Origin of the sequence: Bradyrhizobium sp., assembly GCF_035484855.1 — a bacterium.
In the GTDB taxonomy this organism is placed as follows: Bacteria; Pseudomonadota; Alphaproteobacteria; order Rhizobiales; family Xanthobacteraceae; genus Bradyrhizobium.
The window spans coordinates 25,378-38,095 of record NZ_DATHOP010000031.1 but is presented as its reverse complement, the minus strand read 5'-3'; the positions used below and the strand labels follow the sequence as shown (position 1 = coordinate 38,095).

Sequence of the window (12,718 nt, the reverse complement as noted above, 5' to 3'; positions counted from 1 at the left end):
GATCCCGCCGGCGATCAAGATCGAACTGATCAGCGACCGCACCCAGACCATCCGCGCCGCCGTCGAGGACGTCCAGTTCACACTGCTCTTGACCATCGCGCTGGTCGTCATGGTCATTTTCATCTTCCTGCGCAGTTTCTGGGCGACGGTCACTCCTACGGTGACCGTGCCGCTTGCGTTGCTCGGCGCCTGCGCGCTGATGTGGGTGTTCGGCTATACCCTGGATAACCTGTCATTGATGGCGCTGACGATCGCCGTCGGCTTCGTCGTCGACGACGCCATCGTGATGCTGGAGAACATCACGCGCTATGTCGAGGAAGGCGAAAGGCCGCTCGCCGCCGCCTTCAAGGGCGCCAGCGAAATCGGCTTCACCATCGTGTCGATCAGCGTTTCGCTGGTGGCGGTGCTGATCCCGCTGCTCTTGATGGGCGGCATCATCGGACGGCTGTTCCGCGAATTCGCGGTGACGCTGGCGATGGCGATCTTCGTCTCGCTGCTGGTGTCGCTGACGCTGACGCCGATGATGGCGTCGCGCTTCCTGCGCGCGCGCGATGAAACCAGGCACGGCAGGTTCTATCAATGGAGCGAACGCGCCTTCGACAGGATGCTGAACGCCTATGAGCACGGCCTCGACCGGGCGCTGCGCTGGAAACGGATCACGCTCTGCGTCTTCTTCGCAACGCTGGCGCTATCAGTCTATCTGTTCGTCATCATTCCCAAGGGCTTCTTTCCGCAGCAGGACAACGGCTTCCTCACCGGAACGTCGGAAGCATCGCAGGATATCTCGTTTGCCGACATGAAGCGGCATCAGGAAGAACTGAGCCAGATCGTGCTGGCCGATCCCGCCGTCGACAGCATCGCGATGTTCATCGGCGGCGGCGGCACCGCGCTCAATTCCGGCCGCATGTATGTGACGCTGAAGCCGCATGACGAGCGCGACGTCAATGCGCAGCAGATCATCTCTCGGCTGCGCCCGAAGCTGGACAAGGTCCAGGGCGCCCGGCTCTATATGCAGGCCTCGCAGGACGTGCGCCTCGGCGGCCGCGCCACGCGCACGCAGTTCGAATTCACGCTGCAGGACGCCAACCTCGACGAGCTCAACGAATGGGCGCCGAAGATCCTGGCCGCGATGCAGAAGCTGCCGCAATTGCGCGACGTCGCCACCGACCAGCAGAGCCAGGGCACCACGCTGACGATGACGATCGATCGCGACACCGCCTCGCGCTACGGCATCCAGCCGCAACTGATCGACGACACGCTGTATGACGCGTTCGGCCAGCGCCAGGTCACCCAGTATTTCACCCAGCTCAACAGCTATCACGTGGTGCTGGAAATCACGCCGGAGCTGCAGGGCAAGGTCGATACGCTCGACAATCTCTACATCACGTCGCCGCTCACCGGCGGTCAGGTGCCGCTGTCGGTGTTTTGCAAATGGACCACGATACCGGTGCGCCCGCTTTCGATCGCCCACCAGGGCCAGTTTCCGGCCACCACCATCAGCTTCAATCTCGGCGAGAACGTCGCGCTCGGCCAGGCCACCGATGCGGTCCAGAAGGCGGTGTACGATATCGGCGCGCCGGCCACGGTCAGCTCGAGCTTTCAGGGCACCGCGCAGGCGTTTCAGCAATCGCTCGGCACCGTGCCGCTGCTGATCCTGGCGGCGCTGGTCGTGGTGTACCTGATCCTCGGCATTCTCTATGAGAGCTACATTCACCCGCTGACCATTCTCTCGACGCTGCCGTCGGCCGGCGTCGGCGCGCTCGCGATCCTGATGGCCTTCGGCTATGACTTCAGCCTGATCGCATTGATCGGCATCATCCTCCTGATCGGCATCGTCAAGAAGAACGGCATCATGATGGTCGACTTCGCGATCGCGGCCGAACGCGAGCAGCATCTGTCGCCGCGGGAATCGATCCGCAAGGCCGCCGTCTTGCGGTTTCGGCCGATCATGATGACGACGATGGCGGCGCTGCTCGGCGGCGTGCCGCTGATGCTGGGGACCGGGACGGGATCGGAAATCCGCCAGCCGCTCGGCTATGCGATGGTCGGCGGCCTCCTGGTCAGCCAGGCGCTGACGCTGTTCACGACGCCGGTGGTCTATCTCTATCTCGACAATCTCTCCAATGCGCTGACGCGCTGGATGCAGACCGGCAAACGCGAGGATGCCGGGGATGCGACGGAAGATGGTTCGCAGAAAATCGCGGCGGAATAGACGAGGTTCAAGTCAGATTGCGTAGGGTGGGCATTCTCCATGCCCACCATCGGCATTCCCCGCGTCGGTCGGTGGGCATGAAGAATGCCCACCCTACGGTTTGTGCCTCCATAGCCTGACCAGCGGGCCATCCTCTCCCATCACCGGATCCGCCTTCGGCAGCTTGACCTGCGGGATCGTCTTCAGCGCCCTTGCGTGATTTTCCGGGGTCGGCCGCGTCACCTGCATTTTTGCTCCGGGCGGATAGGCCCCGACCACGGAAAAATCCGCACTCGCCGAGATGCATTGATGCCCGGTACCGGCCGGCAGGATGGCGACGTCGCCGGCTTCAATCTCGAATTCACGGCCATGGTCGCCGCCGAAGCGCACCCGCGCATGACCGCGGGCGATGCCGAGCGCCTCATGCACGGTGGCGTGATAATGCAGGAAATCGTAGACCCCGTTGCGCCACATGTCGCCCCAGCCATTGGCGCCGAACAGGCCCTCGATGGTTTTTTCGGGGTGGCCGTTGCCGGCGTCGACTACGCCCTTGTAGACCAGGAACGGCAGGGGATTGTTGGGCACGAGCCCGTCGTCTCTAAAGACGAAGGCGAGGGGTTCGATATCAGCGCTGACGACCGACATGGCAATGCTCCGCTCACAGGATAGACGCGGATTCAACCGATGTCAGCGTCGGGTGTTCCCTCGAGATTTTCGCGTTGCCGTCATGCCCGGACTTGATCCGGGCATCACGGTGGAGGCAGTGATGACAATGCGAGTTGTGCACTCCGCCGTCATCCTGAGGTGCGCGTCCGGCGGCGCGATTGCGCCGCCGGACGCGCCTCGAAGGATGCGACACGGGGTGCAAGCTTCTCATCCTTCGAGGCTCGCCGAAGAGGCTCGCACCTCCAGCGACAACGGCGAAGCCGTTGCGCGGGGATGACGCCGGACGTTGCTGCTGTCTTACGCGCTCTTGTTCGCCCGCATCAAATCGGCGAACCGCGTGAACAGATAATGCGAGTCGCGCGGACCCGGAGAAGCTTCCGGGTGGTACTGCACCGAGAACACCGGCTTGCCGTCCAGCTGGATGCCGCAATTGGAGCCGTCGAACAGCGAGATATGGGTTTGGGTGGCGCCCTTCGGCAGCGTCGCCTGGTCCACCGCAAAGCCGTGGTTCATCGAGGTGATCTCGACCTTGCCGGTGGTCTCGTCCTTGACCGGATGATTGGCGCCGTGATGGCCTTGATGCATCTTTTTGGTCTTGGCGCCGACGGCCAGGCCCAGCATCTGGTGGCCGAGGCAGATTCCAAATGTCGGCGTGCCGGACGAGATCACTTGCTGGATCACCGGCACCGCGTATTTGCCAGTCGCGGCGGGATCGCCGGGGCCGTTCGACAGGAACACGCCGTCGGGCTTCATCGCGAGAATATCTTCGGCCGGGGTGGTCGCCGGCACCACCGTGACCTTGCAGCCGACGCCGGCGAGCAGCCGCAGGATGTTGCGCTTGATGCCGTAGTCGATGGCGACGACGTTGAACTCGGGCGCGGTCTGCCGGCCAAAGCCTTTTTCCCAGGCCCATGGGGTCTCATCCCAGTCGAAGCGCTGGGCGGAGGTGACCATCGGCACCAGGTCCATGCCTTCGAGGCCCGGCCACTCGCGCGCCTCTTCCTTCAACCCGTGCAGGTCGAACTGGCCGTCCTTGGCGTGAGCGATCACGGCGTTGGGCATGCCCTTCTGCCGGATCAAGGCGGTCAGCGCGCGGGTGTCGATGCCGGACAGGCCGATGATGCCGCGCGCCTTCAGCCATTGGTCGAGATGCCGCGTGGCGCGGTAGTTCGAGGGATCGCTGATGGCGGCGCGCAGGATCACGCCGCGCGCGCCCGGCGTCGCCGCCATGTTCACCGTCTCGATATCCTCGTCGTTGGTGCCGACATTGCCGATATGGGGGAAGGTGAAGGTGATCAACTGCCCGGCATAGGAGGGATCGGTGAGGATCTCCTCATAGCCGGTCATCGCGGTGTTGAAGCAGACTTCGCCGACCGCGTGTCCCTCGGCGCCGAGGCCGAAACCTTCCAGCACGGTGCCGTCGGCCAGCACGAGGAGCGCGGTCGGAACGTGTTCCGGCCAGGCTGAGGCGTTTTCGATGTGTGTCATGAGGCCTCTAAATAGTCGCGCAAGGGCGCGCAGTCAAAGCCGCAAGTCGCGGATTCACATGCACTTTCCGCGGGGCTCAGTCGCGCGCGAGGAACCTGACCATCAGGATCTCGTCGGAATAGCGCCCGTCCTGCTTCAAGGCCTTCATTTCGCGGCCATATTCGGAAAATCCCGTGTTCCGGTAGAGCCGGCAGGCGGCCTCGTTGTCGCCGGCGACGCCGAGTTGAAGCTGCTCGACCCGGCCCGTGGCATGGCTGACGACGGCCTCCACCAGGCGCCGGCCGAGGCCCAATTTGCGCGCCGTCTGGCGCACATACATGCCCCACAGGGTAGCCTTGTGGCTGACCTTGACGCCTTGCTGCGGCCAGTAGCCGGCGACGCCAAGCAACTCGCTGCCAGCAAACGCGCCGAAGACATTGCCGTTGACGATGCGCTCTTCGAACCAGGACAGCGGCATCGCGCTCTCGCGCTCGAACGTCGAGGAAAACGCATCCGGATCCTGCTGCAAGCCTTCGAGGCGGATGTCGCGATAGCGCGGCGCGTCTTCCGGCGTCAGCAGCCTGATCTGTGGCGGATATGGCGTGGTCACGGCGGCTCCCGGAATGGTCACCGGGGTAGATAAACGTCAGCCGCCGCCTTGCCAACCGAGTTGTTTCGGAAGCCGATAACGCCTAGATCAGGGGTTTCCGTGACCTTTGCGAGGGGACTTCAGGACGATGCTGCGTGACGACATCAACAATGCGGTCAAGGACGCGATGCGGGCCAAGGAGGAGCGCAAGCTCTCCACCTTGCGCATGGTCAATTCGACCATCAAGAACGCCGATATCGCCGCGCGCGGGGAGGGCAAGCCGCCGCTGAGCGATGCCGATCTCCTTGGCGTGTTCCAGAAAATGATAAAACAGCGCCAGGAATCCGTCGAGCTCTACGACAAGGGCGGCCGCGCCGAGCTCGCGGCCGGGGAGCGTGAGGAGATCGCGATCATCCAAGCCTATCTGCCGAAGCAGATGTCGGAAGATGACATCCAGGCCGCGATATCGGCCGCGATCTCCGAGACCGGCGCCGCCGGCATGAAGGATATGGGCAAGGTGATCGGCGCGCTGCGGGCGAAATACGCGGGGCAGATGGATTTCGGCAAAGCCAGCGGGCTGGTGAAGGCGGCGCTGACGGGGTAGTCCAAGAACTTTGCTGGAGATCGCGCGTTTATTGCAGATCAGGAATTTATTGGAGATCAAGCAATGGCCGATCAACAGGACAAGCCCTCCGGACCCGATCTGTCGAAGGGCATAGCGCTCTCGGAATTCTCCGGCGCGATGCTGCTCGGCCATGTCGGCGACGACGACGTGGTGCTGGTGCGTTCGGGATCGGAGATTTTCGCGATCGACGCCCATTGCAGCCATTATCACGGTCCGCTCGCAGACGGCCTGGTCGATGGCGAGAACATCCATTGTCCCTGGCATCACGCCTGTTTCGACCTGCGCACCGGCGAGGCCGCCCGCGCGCCGGCGCTCACACCGCTTTCGGTCTGGAAGGTCGAGCGGGAAGGCGACCGCATCGTGGTGCGGCAGAAGCTCGAGCAGCCGAAGCCGCGCGTGAAAGGTGTGGTTGATGCGCCCGGCAAGATCGTAATCGTCGGCGGGGGTGCCGCGGGATTTGCCGCCGCCGAGATGCTGCGGCGGCAGGATTTTCAGGGCGACATCGTGATGCTGAGCAGCGAGGCGGCAGCCCCCGTGGATCGGCCGAACCTGTCGAAGGACTATCTCGCCGGCAGCGCGCCGGAGGACTGGCTGCCGCTAAGGCCGGATGATTTTTACGCCGAGGCCAAGATCGACCTGCGGCTCAAAACTGAAGTCGCCTCGATCGACGTCAAGGCTCGCAACGTGATCCTCGCCGGCGGCGAAGTGGTTGCCTATGACCGGCTGTTGCTTGCAACCGGCGCGGAGCCGGTGCGGCTGCCGATCCCGGGCGCGGACCAGGCGCGCCTCCATGTTTTGCGCTCGCTGGCCGATTGCCGAGCGATCATCGCAGCCGCCAGCGGCGCGCGCCGCGCGATCGTGATCGGCGCAAGTTTTATCGGGCTTGAGGCCGCAGCCGCCTTGCGCGCGAGGAATATCGAGGTCCACGTCGTTGGCCTTGAGCAACGGCCGATGGAACGCGTGCTCGGTCGCGCGATGGGCGATTTCGTCCGCGCGCTGCACGAGGAGCACGGCGTCGTCTTTCATCTCGGCGATACCGTGACCGGAATGGAGGGTAAGCGCGCCACGCTCAGGAGCGGTGTGGTGATCGAGGCAGATTTCGTGGTGATCGGCGTCGGCGTGCGGCCGCGGCTCGCATTGGCCGAAAACGCGGGGCTCGCGATCGACCGCGGCGTCAGCGTCAATGCCCATCTTGAGACCAGCGTTCCGGGCATCTACGCGGCCGGCGATATCGCGCGCTGGCCCGGTTCCTATTCCCGCGAGAACCTCCGCGTCGAGCACTGGGTGGTGGCGGAACGCCAGGGCCAGACCGTCGCGCGCAACATGCTCGGCCAGCGCGAAACCTTCGATGCGGTGCCGTTCTTCTGGAGCCAGCACTACGACGTGCCGATCAATTATGTCGGCCACGCCGAGAAGTGGGACGAGATCGCCATCGACGGCGATATCGCCGCCAGGGATTGCCTGCTGCAATACAAAAGCGGCGGACGCGTGCTCGCGGTCGCCTCGATCTATCGCGATCTCGCAAGCCTCGAGGCGGAGCTTGCGATGGAGCGGGCGACCCGGTGATTCTTTGCCTCTCCCCGCGTTTGCGGGGAGAGGCCGTCCGGCGAAGCGCAGCGAAGCCGGGCGGGTGAGAGGCTCTCTCAGCGAGTCGTGCTCGCTGAGAGAGCCCCTCACCCCAACCCTCTCCCCGCGAAGAGCGGGGCGAGGGAGCGCTCGCAGCGTGCGCCTTTCCACTTGTCTCACGCTCATGGCGTCCCGATTCCGATCGCCTGCAGCGCTGCCAGCATCTTCTGTGGCGGCGCCATCTTGATTGTCAGCGCTTCACCGGTTTCCAAAAGACTCTTCAGGCTCGACAGGATCGCGGGCCAGCCCGAACGGCCGCCGGAGAGAATGTCGTCGCTGAGCGGCCGGTCGTGCGATTCGGTCATGGTGAGCCGGACGGCATCGCCGGCGGGCTCGATCTCGTAGCTCACGAGCGTTGCGCCGAGCTTGTCGATCAGCGCCGGCCAGTTGACGTTGAAGGTGAACGCGAGCTTGCGCGGCGGATCGCACTCGATCACCTCGCCACTGATATGCAGCTTACCGTCTGGCTGACGGACGATGTAGGCGCCGCCGACTTTCAACTCGACCTCGACCGTATTGCCGAAAAAATATTTTCGCGAAAACTCGGGCGAGGTCAGCGCCTGCCACACCTGCTTCGGCGTAGATGCGATGAGATGGTGTAGACGATGGCCGGCTTGAAGTGATTGATGTTCATTGCATTCCCTCGATGCCGAGCGCGGCGATCGGGGATCGCCAGCGCAGTGCCTTTTTCCAGCAGGCTTTTCAGGCTGGCCAGGATTGCCGGCCATCCCCTGGAAATACCGTCGAGCAGCTTGCCGCCGGCGGCGAAATTCTCATGGGTGAGCGTCAGCTTCACCACAGGGCCGTATGGTTCGAGCGTGAACACCACCTTGGTCGGCGGCTCCTTGCGCATCTCATCATCGAGCACATGGTGAAAGGTGTAGGACAGCCGCCGCGGCGGATCGGCCTCCAGGATTTCGCCGACATCGGTGGTGGTGCCGTTCATGACCAGTGCGAATGGCGAGCCGACCTTGAAGTCGGATTGCAGCTCGGTGTTAAACCAGTAGCGTCGCGAGAATTCGCTTGATGTCAGCGCCTGCCACAATTGTTCCGGCGTGGTCTCGATATAGGTGACATAGACGAACTCCGGCTTACTCATCGCGCTTCTCCAGTTGTCGTTTCAATTCGCTGAGCGCGGTCAGCTTGCCGCGCTCGAATTTCCTGATCCACCGCTCGCCGATCTGGTGGATAGGCACCGGATTGAGATAGTGCAGCTTCTCGCGGCCATGCCTGATCGTGGTGACGAGGTTGGCCGCTTCCAGGATCGCAAGGTGTTTTGTGACCGCCTGCCGCGTCATGGCGAGGCCGTCGCAGAGTTCGTTGAGGGTTTGTCCGTTTTTGGCGTGGAGCCGGTCCAGCAGCGACCGTCGGGAAGCATCGGCCAGCGCCTTGAACACCTCATCCATGGTGGTCATAATAGGCAACCAATTGGTTGCATGTCAAGAGCGCATTTTTCGGCTAGCGATCGTTCATATGGAGTTCATCGGGAAATGAGCACACTGATGGAGCGTATAACGTCGAACACAATCATGCTTTGACTCAAACGGAAGGATGACCAAGGAAATGACCAGAAAGATCCTCACGCTATCGGCTTTCGCCGCGATGTTGTGCTTCACGAGCTTCAGTGCCCAGGCCGCGGAAGGTTGCGGCCGTGGCGCCCATCGTGGTCCGGATGGTCGTTGCTACCTCAACGGAGGCGCCGTCGTGGTTGAGCCCGGAGCTGTGGTCGTAGTTGCTCCCCCGGCCGGAGTAGTCTGCGGGCCGGGACTTCGTTGGCACCCGGGGCGGCACCGCTGCTGGGCTTACTGAGCCGCTCTGACCGCGGTGGCTTGGCGGCTCGGCGCTAAACCCGCCGCACCATCGCCGGAACGAGATCCTTCAGCGACGGCGCGCCGAGCTGCTGCATGGCAATGCGGGTCTCGGCGCGCAGGATGGTCAGCACGCGCTCGACGCCCGCCTCACCGAACGCGCCGAGCCCCCACAGATAGGGCCGTCCGATGCAGACCGCCTTGGCACCGATCGCCAGCGCCTTGACGATGTCGCTGCCGCGGCGAAAGCCGCTGTCGACCAGGACCGGGATGCGGCCACCTGTGGCCTCGACGATTTCCGGCAGTACCTCGATGGTCGCGCCGACACCGTCTTCCACGCGCCCGCCATGGTTGGAGACCACGATCGCGTCGACGCCGCTGTCCGCGGCGAGCTTGGCGTCCTCGCAGGCGAGAATGCCCTTGAGCACGAGTTTTACCTTGACGATATCGCGCAGGCGTTTGACTGCGTCCCAATTCAGGTTGGTGACGACGGTCGAACTGACGCCGCCCAGATCGATGCCGGAAAAATTCGGCTTGCGCGACAGATAGTCGTTGACGCCGTGGCAGGTTCCGCAGTCGCGCGTATCGGTTCGCCGCAATCTGACGAACGTGCCCCATTTCGCCGGCGTTCTCACATCGAGCGTCACCGCGATAGCGGGCGCGCCCGCGGCTTGCGCCCGCTTCACCAGGGCTTCGGCGACCTCCCAGCGTTGCGTCGTGTAGAGCTGAAACCACACAGGCGCGCCGCGCGCGGCCATGGCGTCCTCGATCGAGGTCGTGGCCACCGTGGACAGGATTTGCAGATGATTGCCGGCCTTCGCCGCCCTGGCGACCGCGATCTCGCCATCGGGGTGAAAGGCGCGATTGCTGCCGGTCGGCGCGATCACGATCGGGCTGTCGTATTTGACGCCAAAAATTTCGGCGCTGGTGTCAACGCTGCTGACATCGACCAGCCGCCGCGGCCGCAGCGCGAATTTTCGGAAACCCTCGCGGTTGGCGCGCAGAGTGGTTTCGTCGTCGACTCCGGTGGCCATGTAGCCGAAATGCGCCGGCGGAACATTCTGCTTCATGACCGGCTCGAAGTCGAAAACATCCAGGGCCTGCCTGGGATCGGTAATCGGTTTGTCGAGCTCCCGCGGCGCCCATTCCACCGGATCCGATGGACGCACGCCTTCAGCCAGGGCCCTGTGCGCGAACAGCGGGCTCGCCGCCAAAAATTGCAGCAACAGGCGGCGGCTGGCGAGGTGAGGTGGATGCGACATCGGTGCCTCCCCGGAAAGGAGCGGGATATTCGCTCATTCCCGGCGCCACAGCACGCTGCATCGCACCCTCCCGCATTCGCCGTGCCGGGACGTAGTGCAATCCCGCCGGGCTTGGCTATGATGCCGCCACCAAAATCAGCCAGCGAAGATTGGTTGCAACAGCCCGGGTGGAAAAAAGCATGAGCGTCAAACTCGCCACAATTCTCAGCGTCACTTTCATTTCCTGCAGCGGCGCTTACGCGCAGTCACAGGTGATCGGGGCTCCGCCCGAAGCCTCCAACATGAAATTGGTTGGATACAACGACCTGCAGGCCCGCAGCGCCTATCAGCCGACCATCCATCACCAGGGCGACCGCTGGATCGCCTATATCGGTCACCATGGCGGCACCGACGCTGTTCCCGACCCGGTCAATCCGATGACCGGCAAGGCCGAGCCGAACGGCACCTCGATCGTCGACGTCACCGATCCCGCGCATCCGAAATATCTGCGCCATATCCCCGGGCAGTCGGGAACCTATGAATCCGGCGGCGCGCAGATGGTGCGGGTCTGCGACGGCAAGTCGCTGCCCAAGGGCGATCCCAACGCGGTCTACATGCTGCGCACTTTTGGCGGCGAGGCGCACGAGATCTGGAACGTCGCCGACCCCGCCAATCCGGTGCTGATTACGAGGCTCGGTGGGTTGAAGGACACGCACAAGAGCTGGTGGGAATGCGACACCGGCATCGCCTTCCTGGTGTCGGGCGAGCCGAGCTGGCGCACCCGCCGCATGACGCAGGTCTACGACCTCAGCGACCCCGCGCACCCGGTGAAAATCCGCGACTTCGGCCTTCCCGGCCAGGAGCCGGGCGCGACCGGCGCGGTGCCGACCGAGGTACACGGGCCGATCTCGCTCGGACCGCAAGGCAACCGCGTCTATTTCGGCTACGGCACCGACAAGGGCGGTTTTCTGCAGATCGTCGACCGCGACAAGCTGATCAATGGGCCGAAGGAGCCGACGCCGGATAATCTGCGTTATCCGGAAATCTCGCGGCTCGCGATGTCGGCCTTCAACGGCGCCCACACCACGTTCCCGATGAAGGGCATGCCGATCGCCGAATTTGCCAAGGACAAGGACGGCAAGAGCCGCGACATCGTCATGATCGTCGACGAGGCGATCCTCAACGAATGCAACGAGCCGCGGCAGATGGTGTGGTTCGCCGACGTCACCGTGGAAAACCGCCCGATGATGATCTCGAGCTATACGGTGCCGGAAGCGAGCGGCTCGTTCTGCGAACGGGGCGGGCGGTTCGGCTCGCATTCCTCCAACGAGAGCATGGCGCCGGTGTTTTACAAGAAGATGGCCTTCATCGCCTTCTTCAATGCCGGCGTCCGCGCGCTCGACATCCGCGATCCCTATCATCCGACCGAGGTCGGCTATTTCATCCCCTCGATCACGGCTTCGACCGACAAGCGCTGCGTCACCATCGACGGCAAGGACCGCTGCAAGGTGGCGATCCAGACCAACAATGTCGAGACCGACGACCGCGGCTATATCTACATCGTCGATCGTGCCAATACCGGGTTGCATGTCCTGGAATTGACCGGCGACGCGCGCAAGGTGGCCGGGCTGCCTTGAGGTGGAGCGAGGCGAGATGCGAACAGCGCCGATCGCGTTTGCTATTGCGATGTGCCTGCTGGCGGGGATCGCCGGCAGCGTGCCCGCGCGCTCGGCCATCGACGGCTGGCGCGAGATCGCCTGGCCGTTCCCGCGCGACGGCTGGCCGGCGGGCCGCGCCTTTCGCTGCGCCACGGAGGCCTGCGGCGACGAAATCGAGGTCTATGTGCGGCCGAAGATCGGCTTCTGCAATTGTGATTCCGGCGTCGCCGATGACGACGAGGTCGACCGCGTCGCCGATCTCGACCTGATGAGCGAGCGGTTTGTTCCGCTCGAGGCCGGCAAGGTGATCCGCGTCGCCGATATGCTCGGCCGCATCCGCGCCTATGATCTCACCATGGCCGATGGCTCCCGCCACACCGCCGTCGGCATCGCGGTGTCGCACCGCTGCGACCTCATGGTGGCGGTCGCGCAGGGCAAGGGCAATGCCGCCGGCGTCGAGCGCGCGGCGCTGGATTTTCTGACGACCGGCGAGATGGCGCGTTGGATGACGGCCGCGATGAATGGTGGGCAGTGAGCGCGGCCTTCCTTCTCCCCCGTGAGGGAGCTTAGGCCTTTTTAAGGTGCTGATTTGTTTAATGTAAATCGGCATCAAAACGCCTGTGTAGGAACTGTGTAGGCGTTTTTCGATATTTTTGAGCTGAATCGGGAGATTTCCGTACTCTGAGTCTGCTCGTGGGACGGCCAAAAAGCAAATCTCCTGAGTGATCTTGCGCGCTGCATCCGTAAGCAAAAAAGAAAGCCGCTTGCGCGGCCTTCTCGGTATTCGTGACGCTTACTCCGCAGCTTAAGCCGCGCTCGCCGCAAGCAAGGCCGGAAGCCAGATGCC

The 12,718-nt window shown here is 63.6% G+C and carries 11 protein-coding genes and 2 pseudogenes; 6 read left to right on the top strand and 7 right to left on the bottom strand.

Annotated elements, in window-relative coordinates; genetic code table 11:
* On the top strand, positions 1-2,212 hold a 2,212-nt coding region (locus VK804_RS04075), incomplete at its 5' end, for an efflux RND transporter permease subunit (protein ID WP_325368098.1).
* A gap of 93 nt (positions 2,213-2,305) precedes the next feature.
* Here the strand turns inward: VK804_RS04075 and VK804_RS04070 are convergent.
* The 3 genes from VK804_RS04070 to VK804_RS04060 form a co-directional block, all read right to left on the bottom strand.
* Positions 2,306-2,836 carry a hypothetical protein gene (locus tag VK804_RS04070; protein WP_325368096.1) on the bottom strand — a complete coding sequence of 177 codons (531 nt, stop codon included), beginning with the start codon at positions 2,834-2,836 and terminating at the stop codon, positions 2,306-2,308.
* A gap of 318 nt (positions 2,837-3,154) precedes the next feature.
* Positions 3,155-4,345: a glutamine-hydrolyzing carbamoyl-phosphate synthase small subunit gene (gene carA / locus VK804_RS04065; RefSeq protein WP_325368094.1), complete on the bottom strand. Its 1,191-nt coding sequence runs from the start codon at positions 4,343-4,345 to the stop codon at positions 3,155-3,157.
* 76 nt (positions 4,346-4,421) lie between these two features.
* A complete protein-coding gene (locus tag VK804_RS04060) occupies positions 4,422-4,934 on the bottom strand; it encodes a GNAT family N-acetyltransferase (RefSeq protein WP_325368092.1) in 513 nt (170 codons plus the stop codon).
* 127 nt (positions 4,935-5,061) lie between these two features.
* Here VK804_RS04060 and VK804_RS04055 point away from each other — a divergent pair, with 127 nt between their 5' ends.
* Together VK804_RS04055 and VK804_RS04050 are read left to right on the top strand one after the other, a co-directional pair.
* Positions 5,062-5,517, top strand: a complete 456-nt coding sequence (locus VK804_RS04055) for a GatB/YqeY domain-containing protein (protein WP_325368090.1) — start codon at positions 5,062-5,064, stop codon at positions 5,515-5,517.
* Between the two features lie 63 nt (positions 5,518-5,580).
* Positions 5,581-7,104, top strand: coding sequence for an FAD-dependent oxidoreductase (locus VK804_RS04050; protein ID WP_325368088.1), 1,524 nt, complete (start codon positions 5,581-5,583; stop codon positions 7,102-7,104).
* Between the two features lie 182 nt (positions 7,105-7,286).
* On the opposite strand, the pseudogene VK804_RS04045 reads toward VK804_RS04050, so the two are convergent.
* From VK804_RS04045 to VK804_RS04035, 3 genes and pseudogenes are all read right to left on the bottom strand, one after another.
* Positions 7,287-7,798 (bottom strand): annotated as a pseudogene (locus VK804_RS04045) (SRPBCC family protein).
* A gap of 114 nt (positions 7,799-7,912) precedes the next feature.
* Positions 7,913-8,263: pseudogene (locus tag VK804_RS04040) on the bottom strand (SRPBCC family protein); the annotation flags it as partial.
* Complete coding sequence (locus VK804_RS04035) at positions 8,256-8,570, bottom strand: metalloregulator ArsR/SmtB family transcription factor (RefSeq protein ID WP_325368104.1); 315 nt, start codon at positions 8,568-8,570, stop codon at positions 8,256-8,258. The pseudogene VK804_RS04040 and the gene VK804_RS04035, both read right to left, overlap by 8 nt.
* A gap of 145 nt (positions 8,571-8,715) precedes the next feature.
* On the opposite strand from VK804_RS04035, the gene VK804_RS32950 reads away from it, so the two are divergent.
* Complete coding sequence (locus VK804_RS32950) at positions 8,716-8,973, top strand: GCG_CRPN prefix-to-repeats domain-containing protein (protein WP_414642715.1); 258 nt, start codon at positions 8,716-8,718, stop codon at positions 8,971-8,973.
* Positions 8,974-9,007: 34 nt separating this feature from the next.
* Here the strand turns inward: VK804_RS32950 and VK804_RS04030 are convergent, their stop codons facing one another.
* Entirely contained in the window at positions 9,008-10,234 is a 1,227-nt protein-coding gene (locus VK804_RS04030; RefSeq protein ID WP_325368086.1) for an alpha-hydroxy acid oxidase, read from the bottom strand.
* Positions 10,235-10,413: 179 nt separating this feature from the next.
* Here VK804_RS04030 and VK804_RS04025 point away from each other — a divergent pair, with 179 nt between their 5' ends.
* Together VK804_RS04025 and VK804_RS04020 are read left to right on the top strand one after the other, a co-directional pair.
* On the top strand, positions 10,414-11,850 hold the full coding sequence (locus VK804_RS04025; RefSeq protein WP_325368084.1) for a hypothetical protein: 1,437 nt from the start codon (positions 10,414-10,416) through the stop codon (positions 11,848-11,850).
* A 16-nt stretch (positions 11,851-11,866) separates the two neighbouring features.
* Positions 11,867-12,406: a hypothetical protein gene (locus tag VK804_RS04020; protein ID WP_325368082.1), complete on the top strand. Its 540-nt coding sequence runs from the start codon at positions 11,867-11,869 to the stop codon at positions 12,404-12,406.
* Positions 12,407-12,718 lie beyond the last annotated feature (312 nt).